The 17,293-nt window shown below is 35.7% G+C and carries 18 protein-coding genes; 17 read left to right on the forward strand and 1 reads right to left on the reverse strand.

The genetic code is table 11. The annotated features are described in order from the left end of the window. Positions 1 to 10 precede the first annotated feature (10 nt). From BLP54_RS01395 to BLP54_RS01475, 17 genes are all read left to right on the forward strand, one after another. A complete protein-coding gene (locus tag BLP54_RS01395) occupies positions 11 to 652 on the forward strand; it encodes a hypothetical protein (RefSeq protein WP_072919644.1) in 642 nt (213 codons plus the stop codon). Positions 653 to 807: 155 nt separating this feature from the next. Further along, the gene (locus BLP54_RS01400) at positions 808 to 1,524 is read left to right on the forward strand and encodes a LytR/AlgR family response regulator transcription factor (protein WP_090166039.1); all 717 of its coding nucleotides are present in this window, start codon (positions 808 to 810) and stop codon (positions 1,522 to 1,524) included. 2 nt (positions 1,525 to 1,526) lie between these two features. Next, positions 1,527 to 2,912 (forward strand): sensor histidine kinase, encoded by a 1,386-nt coding sequence (locus BLP54_RS01405; RefSeq protein WP_090166041.1) that lies wholly within the window; start codon positions 1,527 to 1,529, stop codon positions 2,910 to 2,912. A gap of 195 nt (positions 2,913 to 3,107) precedes the next feature. Beyond that, positions 3,108 to 3,686, forward strand: coding sequence for a DUF6033 family protein (locus BLP54_RS01410; RefSeq protein ID WP_090166043.1), 579 nt, complete (start codon positions 3,108 to 3,110; stop codon positions 3,684 to 3,686). A gap of 15 nt (positions 3,687 to 3,701) precedes the next feature. After that, a complete protein-coding gene (locus tag BLP54_RS01415; RefSeq protein WP_090166044.1) occupies positions 3,702 to 4,493 on the forward strand; it encodes a FlxA-like family protein in 792 nt (263 codons plus the stop codon). A 12-nt stretch (positions 4,494 to 4,505) separates the two neighbouring features. After that, complete coding sequence (locus tag BLP54_RS01420) at positions 4,506 to 5,084, forward strand: hypothetical protein (protein ID WP_072919632.1); 579 nt, start codon at positions 4,506 to 4,508, stop codon at positions 5,082 to 5,084. A gap of 33 nt (positions 5,085 to 5,117) precedes the next feature. Beyond that, positions 5,118 to 5,894 carry a hypothetical protein gene (locus tag BLP54_RS16035; protein WP_242870602.1) on the forward strand — a complete coding sequence of 259 codons (777 nt, stop codon included), beginning with the start codon at positions 5,118 to 5,120 and terminating at the stop codon, positions 5,892 to 5,894. Between the two features lie 20 nt (positions 5,895 to 5,914). Next, positions 5,915 to 6,580 carry a hypothetical protein gene (locus BLP54_RS01430; RefSeq protein ID WP_090166046.1) on the forward strand — a complete coding sequence of 222 codons (666 nt, stop codon included), beginning with the start codon at positions 5,915 to 5,917 and terminating at the stop codon, positions 6,578 to 6,580. A 112-nt stretch (positions 6,581 to 6,692) separates the two neighbouring features. Continuing rightward, positions 6,693 to 7,331: a flagellar filament capping protein FliD gene (locus tag BLP54_RS01435; protein ID WP_090166048.1), complete on the forward strand. Its 639-nt coding sequence runs from the start codon at positions 6,693 to 6,695 to the stop codon at positions 7,329 to 7,331. 696 nt (positions 7,332 to 8,027) lie between these two features. Then, the gene (locus BLP54_RS01440; protein WP_090166049.1) at positions 8,028 to 9,527 is read left to right on the forward strand and encodes an RNA-binding domain-containing protein; all 1,500 of its coding nucleotides are present in this window, start codon (positions 8,028 to 8,030) and stop codon (positions 9,525 to 9,527) included. A 17-nt stretch (positions 9,528 to 9,544) separates the two neighbouring features. Then, positions 9,545 to 10,072 carry a sensor histidine kinase gene (locus tag BLP54_RS01445; RefSeq protein WP_090166051.1) on the forward strand — a complete coding sequence of 176 codons (528 nt, stop codon included), beginning with the start codon at positions 9,545 to 9,547 and terminating at the stop codon, positions 10,070 to 10,072. A gap of 289 nt (positions 10,073 to 10,361) precedes the next feature. Next, the gene (locus tag BLP54_RS01450) at positions 10,362 to 10,718 is read left to right on the forward strand and encodes a helix-turn-helix domain-containing protein (protein ID WP_072919454.1); all 357 of its coding nucleotides are present in this window, start codon (positions 10,362 to 10,364) and stop codon (positions 10,716 to 10,718) included. Positions 10,719 to 10,869: 151 nt separating this feature from the next. Beyond that, positions 10,870 to 11,391: a hypothetical protein gene (locus BLP54_RS01455; RefSeq protein WP_090166054.1), complete on the forward strand. Its 522-nt coding sequence runs from the start codon at positions 10,870 to 10,872 to the stop codon at positions 11,389 to 11,391. Between the two features lie 759 nt (positions 11,392 to 12,150). Then, on the forward strand, positions 12,151 to 12,666 hold the full coding sequence (locus tag BLP54_RS01460) for a sigma factor-like helix-turn-helix DNA-binding protein (RefSeq protein WP_072919459.1): 516 nt from the start codon (positions 12,151 to 12,153) through the stop codon (positions 12,664 to 12,666). A 411-nt stretch (positions 12,667 to 13,077) separates the two neighbouring features. Then, positions 13,078 to 13,461 (forward strand): type II toxin-antitoxin system PemK/MazF family toxin, encoded by a 384-nt coding sequence (locus BLP54_RS01465; protein WP_090166056.1) that lies wholly within the window; start codon positions 13,078 to 13,080, stop codon positions 13,459 to 13,461. Next, complete coding sequence (locus tag BLP54_RS01470) at positions 13,443 to 13,622, forward strand: helix-turn-helix domain-containing protein (RefSeq protein WP_028246809.1); 180 nt, start codon at positions 13,443 to 13,445, stop codon at positions 13,620 to 13,622. Before BLP54_RS01465 ends, BLP54_RS01470 begins: the two co-directional genes overlap by 19 nt. An 88-nt stretch (positions 13,623 to 13,710) precedes the next feature. Further along, positions 13,711 to 14,961, forward strand: a complete 1,251-nt coding sequence (locus tag BLP54_RS01475; protein WP_090166058.1) for a site-specific integrase — start codon at positions 13,711 to 13,713, stop codon at positions 14,959 to 14,961. Between the two features lie 474 nt (positions 14,962 to 15,435). On the opposite strand, the gene tnpC is transcribed toward BLP54_RS01475, so the two are convergent. Beyond that, positions 15,436 to 17,040, reverse strand: a complete 1,605-nt coding sequence (tnpC, locus tag BLP54_RS01480; RefSeq protein ID WP_090166060.1) for an IS66 family transposase — start codon at positions 17,038 to 17,040, stop codon at positions 15,436 to 15,438. Positions 17,041 to 17,293: the final 253 nt, after the last annotated feature.

Below are 17,293 nucleotides of genomic sequence, written 5' to 3' on the forward strand. Positions count from 1 at the left end.
GCTGATTGCTATGGATGTAAGTGGAGTAACTTCTCAGATAATGGAACTTAAAACGGCTACGCCTTATGTCACCAGACAGGAGGAGATAAAAACTGGTTTTAAGAATATAAATGATTATTCAAAATATCTTCAGGAAAAGTATCCAGAGATGAATACAGGTACTAAAAACATGTATGGTGTTCCCGTGACGGTAACAGTTTCAAGTGCTTTTCTTGAAAAGTGCAATAAGGATCCAGAAAAGGCAGCTTTCCTCGAAGAAAATTTAGCTGTAACAAATGAGTGTGTTAAAAGAAGCGTTGAGTACACAAAGAATATGCCTGGAAATCCAGTGATGACATTTATGACTATTGAATATGATGCTAATGGTGAGATTACCATGACAAGTGCTTGTACCAATGATCCTGACGGAAAAATCGCCCGTGAAAATGCAAAACGTAAGGCTGATGAGGCCAGAGAAACACAGAAGAAACTTGAAAAAAGGCGTCTTAAGAAAAAGAAGGAAAAAGAAGCTGAAGAAAAGCGGAGACTAGAGAAGATTAAGAGTGAGTCATTAGAAACACAAGAGTATATTGGAATGGGAACTGATTTAAGGGCGATTACAGAAAGCATTTTTGGTAGTAAGGGAAAAACTTCTTTTGATTTAAGAGCTTAGATGAAATATGTACAATGGGATTATGGCAAATGCTCATAATCCCATTTTTACTTTATGCAATTCACAACAAAAAAAGTGCGTTTCACGCAAGAGGTAAGGTTTACATAAAGGTAAATTGGCTATAATAATGTTTATGAACAGTGGGGGATTTGAAAATGAAAATTGCAATTTGTGATGATGAAAAATACATAAGGGATTTTATAGCTGAAAGCATCTCAAAAGAAGTGGAAAACGCTGATGTTATATGTTTTGAATCTGCAGAAGGTATGTTAGAAGCAGATGGGAATGTAGACATTATGTTTCTAGACATTCAGATGGCTGGAATGGATGGAATGGAGTTGGCACGACAAGTTCGTTCTAGAGGAAGTAATGCTGTGATTATCTTCGTGACTGCGCTAGAGGAATACGTATTTAAAGCATTTGATGTCAAAGCTTTCAATTACCTTGTAAAACCAATCAATAAGGATAAATTTGGAGAAGTATTACATGCAGCTATTGAAGAGGTGATGCATCGTCCGAATCAGCCGATTTCAAAAGAATCAGAAGGTAAAACTTTTTTGATTAAAGCCAACGGATTAAGTCGAAATATTGCTATATCAGAAATTGCATTTGCTGAGGTTTTTAATCGTAGAATTGTACTTCATATGAAGGATAATGATGAGATTGAGTATTATGGACGAATGGCGGATTTAGAGAAAATTGTTGGTGGTGATTTCTTTAGGGTTCATAGGGCGTATTTAATAAATCTTTCAGCAATTCAATCATATAACTCAAAAGTTGTTCAGGTGATGGGATTAGAATTACCAGTTGCTAGGGGAAAGTATCAAGATTTAGTAAGAGCATATTTATCATATAATACAAGAGGTTTGTGACGATGGTATCAGACGCTTTTTTTAATAATTTTATGATTGGTGCAATTGAAATATACTGCCTAATTACTTCGATTCTATTTGTTTATTGGCTATGTCCGTTTGCTAACAAGAAGAAAGCTGTATATGTTGCAGCTCTTTTTGAGTGGGGTGTAGACTGTATTCTTAGATATGTTGATATTCAAAATGGAATTAGATTAGTTTTATCTATATGTTCGCTTTTTATTGTGGGTATCATATTGTTCTTATTGGATGAGAAAAGAAATCTTATGCAAAAGGTTTTTCTTTGTGTGTGCTTTTTCATCATAAGATGGCTGACACTGGAAATCTTCACTGAGCTTGGGTTCTATGAACGAGATTTTATCATGGGATTCAGTTTGTTTAGAGAAAGCATTCCGGCAATAGTGGCTGAATATGTGGTCTCAACAGTTATTGAGTACGGATTAGCGTTATTGCTGTTATTCATTTCAATCAGACTTGTACTTAAAACGTATAAGAATAAGCATGAAAACTTGTCATGGAAGGAATTTATTATGTTATTAATACCATGTGCATGTATTTTTCTTGCTACTCGCATCATCTATGCATATTACATGTTGTGGTTTGATGGCATTGAAAATGGAAGTATTCAAGCAAATATTCCAGGTAATTTATATAGAATATTGTTCTGCGTAATGTCGTATTTAACATTAGTTGTGACGTTATATTTTTATCAGAGCATTAAGGCTAATAAAGAAAACGAGTATGCTAATCGTGTTCTTGCTAATCAGATTTACGACAGCAAAAGGTATGTGGAGCAAGTTGAGGCTGTTTATCAGCAGATGAGGGCTATGCGTCATGATACAGGTAATCATGTAGCTGTAATGTCAGGCCTTTTGGAGTCTGAAAAGTATGATGAGCTTAGAGACTATCTTGGTAAATGGGAAGAGGCATATACGGACGTAGTTCCATCTGCGAAGACGGGAAATGCTGTAACTGATGTTGCGTTATCAGAGTATGTAGATAAATTTGCTAAGGATGAAATAAGTTTTAAATCATTCTTCAAGTATCCAAGTAATGTAGGTGTAAATCCATTTGATATGTGTGTGGTTCTTACAAATGCTTTACAAAATGCATACGAAGCTTCAATTGACGTTAAGGAGCCGTTTGTGGAGATAACTTCAGTTGAACGAGATAAGGTTTATATTATTAGTATCAAGAATAGGGCAGAGAGAAAGGCTCTGATTGATGAAGATGGGCTCCCTATATCCTTAAAGAATGGTGAAGGCCATGGGTTTGGAATACGAAATATTAGGGAAATTGCTAGGAAATATAACGGAGATATTGAGATTAAGCAATTGAGTGAAAAAGATGGGTTATGGTTTGTGCTTAACATTATGTTAGTTGGATAGGAATACAGAGCAAAGCTTGCTGCAGTAATGCAGTAGGCTTTATTTTTTGTAATAGATGCTGTTCACATCATATAAAATGCGGTTCACAACAAATGGGTTTAGATTGAAAAAATACTAGTCGATAGCGATTATAGAAAGCTATTAGTCTATATAAAAGGAAAAGGATTTCGATTGTGAACCAAGGAGGGTGATTACATGGGAATGGAAATATCTCGCAATAATCTGAGCTATTATCAGGGAATTCAAACAAATAGTCAAAACATTAAGGGAAATGAATTAGTTGCAGAAGAAACATCCACCAGAAAAAATGCAGCTGATGAGTTGAGCTATTTACAGAGTAAATATGATGGTATCCAGTTTTTTGCTATGGATGTTTCATACGGCACAACTTATGGCTCTAAGGATACTACAAATATAGCTATATCCCCAACTTTTCTTAAGAAAATGGCGGAAGATCCAGAATTGGAGAAGGAATACACGGACCAATTTGAAAATATGAAACGTCTTGATAAGGAAAACATACAACGAATTGAAGCTGGCGGTGGCAAACTCATTGCCCAAGGCTGGGTGATAGATAAAGATGGTGGAATGAGTAAGTGGAGTATAGGTACTTATGGTGGTAAACAGAATTATAAGCAGCAACCATATGATTACTTGAGTAAACTCAGAAAACAAAAGGCTGCAAAGAAAAAGAGTTTATCAAAGAATAATAACATTAGCACAGCTAAGGCAAAAATAAAGATAAAAAGTCATAGCATTGACGCTCGTGTATAGATTGGGGGCGATTTCATGAACATTAATATAAATAGAATTAGTGAATCACAAAGATCTAGTACGACATTTCAGATAAATCAAAATCAGCAGATGGATTCTTTTAGTAAGAGTATCCAGGAGCAGATAAATAATGCCCAGGAGCAGATTCAATCTCTTGGCGAGGACAAGGAAATGTCTATAGAAGAAAAAATGAAAAAGCGACAGGAAATTCAGAAGCAGATATCTGATTTGCAAAATCAATTACGCCAGCACCAGATTGAGCAACGTAAGGAAAGTCGGCAAAATAAAGGCTCATCTATGGAAGATATGCTAGGAGGCAAGAAGGCTGTCAAATCATCAAAAGCCTCAAAGGGCATTTCTACAGCTAGTATGAAAGCACTTATATCAGCTGATAGTGCGATTAATCAGGTTGAAGCCCAAGGTGCAGTTAAAGCCAACATGAAAGGGGAAGCTGGCATTCTTGAAACTGAAATAAAGCTGGATTCTGCCAGGGGAAAAGACGTAGAAAAGAAACAGGAGCAGCTTGCTGATATTGAGGCAAGGACCAGAGATATTGAATCTGCTCAAATGGATGTAATTAATCGTGCAAACAAGGAAATTGATAAGTCAGCTGAAAGTGATGATAAATATACTACAATAGCTTCTGATAAGAACAATAAAACAGATAAAGCTAACAAGTCAGAAACTGAAGCTACAACTGAACAACGTGCAGATTTAGTAGAGTCTAATGATGAGAATACAATTCCAGAGGGAGTAGAAATCAATCCTGATAATCCAATAGGTAATAATGTTGATGAGGTATTATAGGAGGGATTGCCTATGAATATTAAGTTACAAGGCATTGATTTGTTAGGTAATCTTGGATTAAAAAGCACGCAGGATAGGTTAAACAGGCAAGCTGAACGTGATAATAAAATCGCGTTCTTTGAACAGCAAAAGGAAAATCTTAAGAATATGAAAGCCGACACCATAGATGAGATTGCCAGAAAACTTGACTTGTTCCATGGGTATGAAGATCAAATAGCAGCGGCTAAGATGGAGTACAACAATTCTCAGATGTTTCATGTATTTGACGAAGCCCAGGAGCTTGCTGAAAAGATTGCTGAGGCTGCTGAGAAGAATAAACCTAAGACTTCTGAAGAACGTCGTGAGGATATGATTGAGGAAGCAACTGGCGTTGAAAATGATGGAATGCTTGATGAGTTAATGGATAATCTCACCGAGGCAGTTGAAGAAGTCACGGAAGAGATGGTTGAAGAATTGCAGGAAACATCTGAGGAGGCATTATCGGAGGAAGAGTTGGAACAGGCTAAATTGTTGAAAGATGAACAGTTTGAAAAATTAGAACAGGAAAAAGATATTCCTGAGAATTATAAACCGTTTGATTATCGTATTTAATAGATTATTAGAATAGACAAGGAGGTCGATAGTATGGCAAAGATTAGCGATTATGTATCAAGTCATAAGTATTTTGACGAGAATTACAACGTAAACAATCAAAATTATTCTAATGATTTCTTGGCTGGACTTAATGTATCATCGCCTGCAGCATCAAGCGGAACATTCAGTTTGTCGGATTATTCAATGATTAAGAGCGGAACCTATGGCAAACTAATGAAGGCTTATTATGCGCAGGAAAAGGCACAGAAGTCATCCTCTGGTAAAGACTCCACAGCAAAGCTTTCAGTGATGTCAGATAATGCTGCATCGTTGTCTAAATCAGCTGAAGCATTGATGAATTCTTCCCTTTGGACAAAAAAAGAAGTTAAGGAAAAGAATGAGGAAACTGGAGAAGAAACAACCAAATCAGAATATGACTGGAAGGCTATAAGCAAGGCTTTAAATTCATTTATAGATGATTATAACAGCACAGTTGAAGCGGCTGGTGAATCAAATACTAAAAGTGTTTTAAGAAATGCAGCATGGATGACAAAAGCTACATCAGCTCACGAGCGCTTGTTGAATCAGGTGGGCATTTCTATTGGGAAAGGTAATAAACTTTCCTTAGATGAGGATGAGCTGAAAAAATCAGATATAGAAGTTCTTAAGACTCTTTTTACTGGTCATAATTCGTTTGCATCAAAGATTATGAATAAGGGAAATTCTATTGCAAATGCAGCTGGAGTTGGGAGTTCTTATACTAAGAATGGAACCTATTCAAAGGCAGTGTCTCAGCTTGCTAACAGCAAATTTGATGTGAAGGAATAATAGGATTGGAGGTATTTATTATGGGTATGGATATTAGTGGAATTACAAATACAAACGCGACTTCGATAGTTCAGAATAAAAATGATGTTAAGAATACTGATACATCAAAGGTTGAAGAAAAAGTGGCTGAAAATAAGAGTACAGAGCAAGGTGCCACATACGAAAAAAGCGATGTAAAAGAGACTGGAACTTATAAAATCAATAAGATGAGTAAAGAAGATCGTGCAGCATTGGTCCAGCAGCTTAAAGCTGATATGGAACAGCAAAAACAGCAGATGCTTGAATTAGTAAATAAAACTTTATCTGGACAAGTTGGTACTTTTGGAAAGGCTAATGATGATAGCTTTTGGAGAATGCTTGCTGGAGGAAATTTTAAAGTTGATGCAGCAACAAAGGCTCAAGCCCAGGCTGATATAGGCGAAGATGGTTATTGGGGCGTTAAGCAAACTTCTCAGAGATTGTTTGATTTTGCCAGCGCACTTGCTGGTGATGATGTTGACAAAATGAAAGAAATGCAAAAGGCAATGCACAAAGGCTTTGGTCAAGCAGGTAAGTCTTGGGGAAGAAAGCTTCCTGATATTTGTCAGCGTACAATAGATGCTGCGGATTCACTGTTTGACAATTACTATAAGTCAAAGGAAAGCGAATCTAAGGAAGTGATTAGTGAGGATACAATTAAGGAATAGATGAGTTACCTGCTATTCAATACATTATTTGTGCATTTCATTACATTGAGATTATTGAATCAGAGGATTTGGCGAAACATATTATAGAAAATGCTTTTAGGAGGCTAATCATATGAGTTCAATAAATAATTCTTATGAATATTATCAATGTAACCAGGGCTTGCTTTCTATGCTTAATAAGAGTAAGTCAGGAAATCCTCTTATAAATCAGTTGATTTCAAATAATGAAATAAAATATCAGCAAAAAATGGAATCATTAGGTATTGGCACCACGAAAAATAATACAAAATATAAAAATGTGGATAATGCGACCAATAATCTTTTGGATGCACTGGAGAAGCTTGATGATAAAGATTTATATACCGCTGAAAGTGGTAAAGAATATGATAAATCTAAGCTCATTAAAGGAGTAACCAATTTTGTCGCAGCCTACAATAGCACTATTTCTAATTTAGATAGTTGCGGTGGTGCATTAAATAAGAGCTTTAAGACTGAATTCACTGATACATTCAAGGAAAATGCAGCTTCTTTTGAAAAGATTGGCATTACAATTAACGCTGATAAAAAGCTCTCAGTTGATCAAGAAAAATTGAACGCAGCTAATCCGGAAGATATAAAAGCACTATTAGGTAACGGTTCATCATACAGAAGAGAACTTATCAGTAGTGCTAATTCGATGGATTCAATCATAAATAAAGCTTTAGCAATGCGTTCTGGGACATATAATGCTAATGGATTTATGATGTATTAAGTCTATTCATTACATGGAACTGTCCATTGATAGCATGTAGCTTTATAGCATTGTCAATGCTTCCGAAATTTAATATAAGAACTGTAAGCCAAGATTCATGGATGAATATAATATGAGTCTTGGCTTTTTGTATTGAATGAGGAGGTGGCGCCTTTACGAAGAACAATCTAAGAAGCTAGCGCTTAATAAATCGGTGATGGATATGTTGTTCCTTGGCAATACTAATTCTATAAATAGATCTGCACTTTCAAAAATATATGAGTCAGGAACGGCTAATGAAACTCTATATTCATCTTTTGCTATTGATACTAATGAAATTATTTAATAGACAATATTTGTTTTAGTTAACCACTTGGACCTTTCGGAAAGTGGCACAGTTCAGATTGACAGATGGACTGAGGAATGGAACTTAAATAAAGCAACGAACAAAGGGTACACTGCTATAGTGGTAGTGTACCTTTTGTAAGGAATTGTATTAAGCATTTAAGAATGATAACATTTACTCATAATGAAAAAAATAACGAGGGAATTATATGTATGGACAAGCTTAAATCGATAGTTTTATTAAAAATAGTAGGTTTAAACTACAAGTTCAATGACATAGTAATATTTTTAGTATAAAATCTTTTATGTAGTTCTTTATATTTTGTTTATCACAAAGGACTTTAACATATCTTAAAGGAGTTAGCGTAAAAAATGAAACTCTCATTTGAAGAAATTAAAAGAAAATTGCTTTTAGGTGAAAATGTAAATCTTGAATGTAAGGAGGCTGAATCTACGATTCCAAAGTCAGTGTATGAATCATATTCAGCATTTGCAAATACATCTGGTGGAGATATAGTTTTAGGTGTTAAGGAAAACAAAAAAGAGGTAAATCCTGAAAAGAGATTTATTATCCAGGGAATATCTAATCCAACTAAGCAGATAGAGGATTTTTGGAATACACTCAACGGAAATAAAGTCAATGCAAATATTTTGATAGATGATGATGTGTATACTGTATCTGCTGATGGCGTCGTACTGATTATTATCCATGTACCTCGTGCAAGTTACAATTTGAAGCCAGTTTATATTGGAGAGAATCCATATAAGGGTACATTTAAGCGTAATAACGAAGGAGATTATCATGCTACAGAGCACGAGGTTCGTGCAATGATAAGGGATCAAAATCCAAATGGAAATGATAGTGCTATTTTGGAACACTATAATATGGATGATATTGATATCACAACCTTATCATCATATAGGCAGATGTTTAAAGTTACTAATCCAGAGCATGTTTGGAATTCTTATGATGATAAGGAATTTTTGAGAATGTTGGGAGGCTACGCTAAAGATCGCATGACTGGCGTGGAAGGTCTGACTGTGGCAGGGTTGCTTATGTTTGGAAAAGGTCTTCCCATTAGAGAAAAATTTGATAATATTCTCATGGATTACCGGGATGAAAGCGGTTTATCAGGGGATATGCGTTGGAGTGACAGACTAACTTACGATGGTACATGGGAAAATAATTTGTTTAATTTCTTCACTATTGTAGCTAGAAAACTGACTTCAGATTTAAAGAAACCTTTTAGACTTGAAAATGAAACCAGAATAGATGATACAGCTGTGCATAAAGCTGTTAGAGAAGGTTTTGTTAATCTTATTATTCATTCAGATTATATGATGGATGCCGGTGTTTTAAAAGTTATTAAGAAAGAAGATGGTTTTGAATTTACTAATCCAGGAGTCTTGAAACTGCCTAAAGAAGAAATATATTTGGGAGGCAATTCAAAAGCTCGTAATCCTAAGATGCAGACAATGTTACGAATGGTTGGCTTCGGAGATAATGCAGGCTCAGGCTTCCCGGCGATACTTAAGGCATGGAGTAATAATGGTTGGGTTACACCAGAGTTAGTTGAAAATACCGTGTTGAACCAAGTTTGCTTATCGCTTACTTTTGAAAAAACGGCGGTAAAAAACGGCGATAAAAAAACGGCGATAAAAAACGGCGATAAAAAAACGGCGACAAAAAGTGAGGTACACATTAAAAACATAATTGAATTTTTATCTACTGTTGGAGAGGCTTCAACTGCTGAAATTGCTGAAAAGATAGGATTAAAACCATCTAGAACAAGGGAAATATTATCCACTCTTGATGATGTGGAAGCCATTGGTTCTAACAAAGATAGAAAATATATTTTAAAGAGTAAATAGCTTTTGGTTACATATTTTTGCCTACTGATTACATATCTATCAAAGCGTTGGTGGATGACGGTCAGTATGAAGCACTTGCTGAGTATATAACTAACCTTGATGTAGATATTTCTAAGATAGATAGTATAAGCTTCACTGGGAATGCAATCATCGATGTAATATTAAACGACAAAATGGCTAAGGCTAACAAACAGGATATTACCATAAATATGTCCGTTGGTTTTAATGATGCGTGGGGAATACAGGCATATGATATAGGGATTATTATTTCTAATCTTTTAGATAATGCGATTAAAGCGGTGCAGGATTATGACGGAGTAGATAAGATTATAACTTTTTCTATACTGTCTAAGAGTCCAGTGATAATAATCTGCTGTGAAAACCCTTATAGCGATGAAAATAAAAACCAGCCTGAAACTCAGCTTTGGCATGGACTGGGGTTAAAGAATATTGAATCCATTGCTAATAGATATAATGGTACAATGAGAGTTGAAGGAAAAAATGGTAGATTCATGAATACGGTGATGTTAAAAGCACACTTTTAATATAAAGATACCATTCGTTACAGAAAAAATACTTTTCACTACAATATCGAGATTTTAGAACTAATGATTGTTATATTAATGAGTAGAAATGAAAGGTAGTGAAATGAAGTTATTGTACGAAAAAACAAGAAATATAAATATATATGTGATATCTAGGCGGTCTTAGTGACCGTCTTTTTTATTATCATACTACGGCGCAACGTAGTAATACTACGACGCAAATGCTTAATTGAGCCGTATCATTCCTCTAAAATAAGGGAGTAGTATTTTAGAGGAGGGGCGGACTTCCATGAAGAGAATTGATATTATAAACAGAATAAATCATTATTTAGATGAACGCGGATGGACACCCTATTATCTTGCAAGTAAATCTGAAATGGTAGAAAGTACTCTGTATGGTATGTTAGATTCAAGACCAGAAGGGCTTCCACGCTTAGAATCAATATGTAAAGTGTGTAATGGATTAGAAATATCTGAATGCGAGTTTTTTGAGTTCACAGGTGATAAACATCTTGTTTATGTATCAGATGATGAATTGGCTTGGCTTAATATTTATAGAGATTCTCCGGAGGATGTGGCAGGAATGTTGGCATTTAAAGATTCAGTAGATGATAAAAGAAGAGTATCTAATAAAATAAATAACTGAAACCATTTTGAGAATCTGAAAATAACGACAGGAAGTAATGACAGTATAAATAATATGATTTTTTCAAAAACATAATAAAATGATGAATCAAGGTGGTTGATGCTACCTTGATTTTTTTGTTATTAGGTTTTGAAAGGCGGAGATTTGAGAAATGGGAAGAAAATCGAAAGATGAGGAAGGAATTAATATCATCTGTGAAGGTATGGGCTTTGATCCCAAGGTAGCTTACGAGCTTACCAAAATGATGTTAGAACAGTACAGTCGTAGTGTCGTAGCTGGAAAGATTCTTTCTAGTATTACTAAGGCATCTGATCAGGAAAAGAATAAAAGGCAGATGCGTAAGGACTTTTTGGAAATTATGAAGTTACCAATAGAAGAGTCAAAAGAAATGCAACGAAAGTTGCTTTGGCAAGTATCAGAATATGAATGGTTGGAAGCACCAAAGAATTATGTGTTAGAGGGAATGCAAGATTATGGTAATTCTGGTCCTATATATGTATCTATTTTAAATAACAGATATATGACTAAGGATAAAAAGACTATGGTTGTGCTTGCTAATGAATTAGGATTTTCAGTTGCAAGTCTTGAAAATAAGAAAAGAGAAGCTATAAAGCTTTTTGGGATTATGATGTATCGATATGCTGCCAAACTTGAAGAGGAAGATACAGAATAGTGTGGTATATGCCTACGGTTTTATAAACCGTGGGCATTCTTTTATTAGTTCGGTATATAGATTTTCTATATCTTTTAGATGCTGCTTACATGATTGTTATAGCATTGCTAGAGATTTGTTAGTAGTCGTTTACTTGATTGTTAGATTACAGTTAGACAATGTTTGTAGTATTGTTATGGGTCACTACAATTTGATTATGTTAATATACTTTATGCGCAAGGGTGTTAAATGCTATAGCAGAAGGGGAGCTTAGATAAAATTTGGAAAGGAGAAAATGGTTATGATGTATTCAGATGAGAAAATCTATTGCCCCTGCTGCGGTAAGGTGATTATTAGACGGCTAATGGGTGTTATGGAAAACAATTGTCCATTTTGCAAAAGAGGGCTGAAGGTTATTGTCGACGACATGGGATTGACTATTTTTAGTGAATTAACCTAAAATTTGAATTTAATTACATAGAATGAGCTAGCTGTGGTAGCGTTGAATTAGTCATGGAACTTCAAGTTCGCAGGCGGCTAGTAAGAGTTTGTGGCACGGCTATGAATATCGTTGAGTATTGAAAGGCGGGGCAAAACAGAAGGAAGTATCTATTAGATAGATATTCTGTTTTGCTTTGTCTTTTTTTGATGCTCTTTTTTAGCTTCCTTCTGGAGCTCTGAGAGTAATGAAGGATGCATGAGTGGGAAACCTATGTAGGTCGATACCCATGACTTTCGAGTTTTGAAACTTATTAATTTTTCAAAATTCGGAGGTCAAAAATGAATACAAATAATGAAAACAAGGAATATGAACTTATAAATCTTAAATTTGAATATCCAGGTATGAATGGTGGAGTTACTTGGGCGGTTATATCTGATCTTTCTATGGATGAGCTGATGGAGAAATATGCAGATGAGTTATTGAAGTATTCCCCAGTTATTCTTCTTTCCGTTGAACAGGGGAAAGCTTTTAAGGATTTCCATAAAAATGAAAGTAAGCATCTTATGAGAAATTATCGTACTTACGAATTTCTTGGATATGAAGACAGTGTTACAGAGGAAACATATTACGATTTGATGACTAAGTATGAATTAAATGAGCCAGCTATTTCAAAGGATTATGAGTTTTTGAGGGACATGATAGAGAAGCTTCCTGAAGTACAAAAAAGAAGATGTAAGTTGTATTTTTATCACGGATTTACAGAGGAAGAAATAGCTCGTATAGAAGGTGTAGATCAATCTAATGTATCTCGTACATTAGCCAAGGCGATAGAAAACATAAAAAAATTATTCTAGGGCACATATTTTGTCCGACATTCGTTAGAACTAGTGAAAGGTATTTTATCTTTCACTAGAAACTTACAACTGAATATACATTCATCAGGTACGTTCCTGCATTGTGGAGCCCCAACAGGTACGCCATGTGCGATATAGCCTCACTGGAAAATTGGTAACACCAAACTGGCCATGATACATGCAGGTATAATGATACTTCCGTTCAGCCATAAACATCGTATTGGGAGCGGCCCGGCGAGACCCGCGGGGAGGATAGAACCTATGGAGCTGTGTTGCAGCCGCCTGATTGAATCCCGGAGTAGTATCGGGGTGCGTGGCAAATAGATACTTACAATTAATGATTTTTATGGGGCGTCTTCTTTATATCTATGTGAAGGCGCTCTTTTTACATAAGAGGGAAGGAGGAGTTCTATGCTTGTAGTTCATCGTGGAGATATTTATTTAGCAGATTTAGGTGAAGGAGTAGGTTCTGAGCAAAGAGGCGAAAGACCAGTACTCATAGTTCAGAATAATAAAGGTAATATCTTTTCACCTACAGTTACAGTGCTTCCTATCACTACAAAGATTCATAAAAGTGAGGGAATGCCTACGCATGTAATTCTAGATGACGTTAATGGTCTATCAGAAAAATCAGCGATTATGGCTGAACAGATTACTACTATAGATAAGTCAAAACTGATTAAGAAGCTTGGCATTCTTGACAAACGTTTTATGAATAAGTTTGTTAATCCTAAGATGCTAATTCAGTTAGGTTTTTATGTGGAGGATAAGAATAAATGGAAAAGGCATTATTAACAGTAGAAGAATTTTGCTCATACCTTGGAATTGGGGAAACCAAAGCCAGGGAGTTGATAAGGCAACCAAGAAATGGGTTTAGCTTAAAAATTGGTAATAAGTGGTTTGTAAATAAAGCTAGATTAGATCAGTGGTTAGCTGATGAATGTGATAAATACTAAATCGGCATCCTAGACGATTCAATTGGAATTGATTTTAATTAAGACATAACAAGCGCTGGTTAAATAATAATGAAGGCAGGTGGAATAAATGGGAAAAAGTCTAAACGGAAGAGAACTTGGAAAAGGTATTACTCAGCGTAAGGATGGTAGATATGTTGCAAGATTTATTGATCGGTATGGAAATAGAAAAAATGTATATGCTTCAAGTGTTAATGATATCCGCTTGAAGTTAAAAGCAGCCCAGTACGATGAGGAAACAAAAGAAGTTAAAGAATCAACTATTACATTAACACAATGGTATAATACTTGGCTTGATGTATATAAGAAAAACGCAATTAGGGTGGGAACAAGAACACATTATATGATGATTTATACAAAGCATATCGAGCCATTTCTTGGAGATATGTTGCTGACAGATATAAAGCCAACTAGTGTAAGAAAATTATTAAATGATTTGGAAGGTAACGGGTTGGGCTATTCAACACAGAGTAGGGTTAAAATTATGTTGGTGGATATGTTTGATAAAGCAATAATGGATGGCTTACTTGTTAGAAATCCTGCAAAAAATATAAAACTTAAAAAGAACGACTTTAATCGTAGAGTATTATCAAAGGAGGAGCAGATAACATTTTTTGAATGTTCAAAGGGTACATATTTCGATAATCTATTTGTCGTAGCTGTTACTACAGGTATGAGAATAGGTGAGATTTGTGCTTTAACTTGGGAAGATATTAATCTAACCACTAAGAAGATTACAGTAAATAAAACTCTCACTTATCAGAAATATGAAGGTGAAGAATCGAAAACATTTCACATTGGACCACCTAAGACTAAAACAAGCAATAGAGAGATTCCTATCAGTCCTAAATGTGAAATTGCTTTGAAAAAACAATTCGTCCTCAGAAATAACATAATGTCTCGCCACGGAGCAAAACCTATAGATGGGTTAGATAATCTTTTATTTGTATCCAGATACGGAAGACCTCTTTGTGATCAAACTATAATAGATGCTATTGATAGGATTGTAAATGAAATTAATAGTTGTAGGGACGAAGCAGAGTTGTTTGACAGAATATCTCCACATTGCTTTAGACATACATTTGCTACAAGATGTTTTGAAGCTGGAATACCACCAAAGACTGTCCAGGTACTTTTAGGACATGCGACTTTGGATATGACTATGAATTTGTATACGCATGTAATGGATGATAAAAAGGATGAAGCAGTAATTGCATTAAATGATTATTACTTTGATATAGAACAGCAGAGTTCGGCATTTATGGAAGATGATTTTAAGAATGCCATAGTAGATAGCAAAAAGGTTGTTTCATTTGTTTGATTAGCTTTTCGATTAGTGATGAAATGGTTCTGTTGGGCAGTCAAAAGTTGTACTATAAAAATGGTGTCAAAATGGTGTCAGAACAAAATGAGAAGGCTGAAAACGTTGAATTATCAAGGCTTATAAAAATTCTTGGTGTTCTTACTACGTATATCAGAACACACCTTATGAGTGGAATAAGATTTCGGATAAGCTACCGGATGATTTTTAATGGAATAAGATGGAACTGTCGCAGATTTTGCGACAGTTCTTTTTTTGGTTTGCGCGCCATGGGCGCGCTCTAACGGGTGTAAGTCCCGAACACGCCCAGATAGTGGGAAGTGTATAGCCGAACAGCAAGGGTGTCCATCGTGAGGTGGAATCGTAAACGGTAAACCATAGGTACCGCCTTAAATTAATACCGCTCACTCAAGTGGCTCACTTTCAAATCAGCGTTGGTGGCTCAAAATGAAAGTGTCACAAGAGCTGCGGTAGTTACTTCACTGGTTTTCTACATTCGCTTGGCAGTTCATCTGACCAAGGAAGTAGTTTATCCATAAAACTTCTATCTGTATCATCCAAATGCTCTGGTATGACAGAAAGAAGATATTTGAAATACTCATAAGGTTTTAGGTTATTAGCTTTTGCTGTTTCAGCAATGCTGTAAGCAATGGCGCTAGCTTTTGCTCCAGAGATTGTATCAATCATAACCCAGTTTTTCTTTCCGATGTAGAATCCACGGATTGACTGCTCAGCAGCGTTGTTATCCATAGGAACTTCACCATCTTCAAGGAATACTTTTAGATACTGCTCCTGGTTGATTGAATACTGTAATCCTTTATGAGTTTTGCTGTTTGCTAATACACTTGGTTCAACTTTATGAACCCACGCAAAGTAGGCCTCAACCAGAGGCTTGACAGTAAGCTGTCGATGTTCGTATCTTACGGCTGGAGAAAGGTCACTTAGCTTTTTCTCTTCGCGATAGATAGCTTGAATCATCTTCAGAGCTTTATTCGCTGTACAGGATTTCTGTTTATCCTTCGGTGTAGCCTTTAAGGCTTCATCGAATCGGCGCCTTGCATGCGCCCAGCATCCTGCTATGGTCAGGTCATCGCGTTCCTTTTCAATGGAGTGATAGACCTGATAGCCATCTGTAACACAGATGCCTTTGAAATCCTTGAGAAATTCTCTTGGATGATCGGACTTTCTAGTCCGCTGGTAATCATAGATTACAATTGGTTTATCCTTGTACATCTTTCCTGTACGGTAAACCCACATGTAACTCTTTGAACCAGCATCACGACCATCCTTGTTAACTAAGCAAGGAGTTTCATCAGCTTGTATTACATGATAGTCATACAAATGCTCATGAAGATAATCGTAAAAGACTGCTAAGTATCTGTCAGCACACTGGATAACCCAGTTAGCCATCGTTTGACGTGATATGTTAATACCAACTCTATTGTATTCAGCTTCAATACGATATAGTGGCATCGCATTTACGTATTTAGCATTGAATATACCAGCAACTGTACTGTCAGAGGCCATGCTATTTCTAAGTAGCTGCTTTGGATGATTAGCCTTAATCATTCGTTCTGATTTAGAACCAGAATAAACAGCTACATGATGCTCCTCAACCGAGACAGAAGCAGGTGTATATTTATACCGCCTATAGATTTCATCAGGAAGACGCTTCCAGGTTTCATCACCAAAAAAGCTTAAAAGTTCTTCCTCAGTCATTTCATGAGGGATTTTTTCAACAGGAAGACCTTTTATATCTTCTTCCTTTTTGCCTTTAGATTTCTTTCTAGTGACGGTAATAGTTTCTTCATTGTCATCATCAAAGTAATCATCTACAAAGGCTTCAGCCTCATTGAAAATGATTTCACCATCCTCGATGGTAAATGACAGTTGGTTAGATTCATCAGATCTCTCAGATGAACGACCAAAGCGCTGACGGTTCATATCAGCTATCTGCTCCAGTAAAAGCTGCATCTTGTTATCGATAGATTCAAGCTGCTCCTGCTGATTTAAAAACAGCTGTATTAGCATTGCTTTGTCAAAGTTATTCAGTTGTTCCTCTGTGAATTTAACTGACATAATCGCTCCATTTCTTATGGAACTATTATAGCTGAAATGCAGTATTTACGCTAATTTTCAGCACTTCAGCATTCGTCATAATGCCTATGTTTGTAGGCTTCACAGAGCTTATATATGAAAGGCTAGTAACTAGCCTTTTCAATTGATTTAATGGTATTTCCAGAGAATATTGGACTGCTTATGAGCTATATTTAAGGCTTTAGTAACAACAAAAATCGCATAAATGCACCTGATTTTGAAGGTCTAAAAATTC

It is taken from the genome of Pseudobutyrivibrio sp. 49, from assembly GCF_900100545.1.
Lineage (GTDB): Bacteria > Bacillota > Clostridia > Lachnospirales > Lachnospiraceae > Pseudobutyrivibrio.

Excerpts from the sequence above, each read along its gene's own strand:
- BLP54_RS01395 (WP_072919644.1), top strand. The coding sequence starts at position 11 with ATGGATGTAAGTGGAGTAACTTCTCAGATAATGGAACTTAAAACGGCT.
- BLP54_RS01400 (WP_090166039.1), top strand. The coding sequence starts at position 808 with ATGAAAATTGCAATTTGTGATGATGAAAAATACATAAGGGATTTTATA.
- BLP54_RS01405 (WP_090166041.1), top strand. The coding sequence starts at position 1,527 with ATGGTATCAGACGCTTTTTTTAATAATTTTATGATTGGTGCAATTGAA.
- BLP54_RS01410 (WP_090166043.1), top strand. The coding sequence starts at position 3,108 with ATGGGAATGGAAATATCTCGCAATAATCTGAGCTATTATCAGGGAATT.
- BLP54_RS01415 (WP_090166044.1), top strand. The coding sequence starts at position 3,702 with ATGAACATTAATATAAATAGAATTAGTGAATCACAAAGATCTAGTACG.
- BLP54_RS01420 (WP_072919632.1), top strand. The coding sequence starts at position 4,506 with ATGAATATTAAGTTACAAGGCATTGATTTGTTAGGTAATCTTGGATTA.
- BLP54_RS16035 (WP_242870602.1), top strand. The coding sequence starts at position 5,118 with ATGGCAAAGATTAGCGATTATGTATCAAGTCATAAGTATTTTGACGAG.
- BLP54_RS01430 (WP_090166046.1), top strand. The coding sequence starts at position 5,915 with ATGGGTATGGATATTAGTGGAATTACAAATACAAACGCGACTTCGATA.
- BLP54_RS01435 (WP_090166048.1), top strand. The coding sequence starts at position 6,693 with ATGAGTTCAATAAATAATTCTTATGAATATTATCAATGTAACCAGGGC.
- BLP54_RS01440 (WP_090166049.1), top strand. The coding sequence starts at position 8,028 with ATGAAACTCTCATTTGAAGAAATTAAAAGAAAATTGCTTTTAGGTGAA.
- BLP54_RS01450 (WP_072919454.1), top strand. The coding sequence starts at position 10,362 with ATGAAGAGAATTGATATTATAAACAGAATAAATCATTATTTAGATGAA.
- BLP54_RS01455 (WP_090166054.1), top strand. The coding sequence starts at position 10,870 with ATGGGAAGAAAATCGAAAGATGAGGAAGGAATTAATATCATCTGTGAA.
- BLP54_RS01460 (WP_072919459.1), top strand. The coding sequence starts at position 12,151 with ATGAATACAAATAATGAAAACAAGGAATATGAACTTATAAATCTTAAA.
- BLP54_RS01465 (WP_090166056.1), top strand. The coding sequence starts at position 13,078 with ATGCTTGTAGTTCATCGTGGAGATATTTATTTAGCAGATTTAGGTGAA.
- BLP54_RS01470 (WP_028246809.1), top strand. The coding sequence starts at position 13,443 with ATGGAAAAGGCATTATTAACAGTAGAAGAATTTTGCTCATACCTTGGA.
- BLP54_RS01475 (WP_090166058.1), top strand. The coding sequence starts at position 13,711 with ATGGGAAAAAGTCTAAACGGAAGAGAACTTGGAAAAGGTATTACTCAG.
- tnpC (WP_090166060.1), bottom strand. The coding sequence starts at position 17,040 with ATGTCAGTTAAATTCACAGAGGAACAACTGAATAACTTTGACAAAGCA.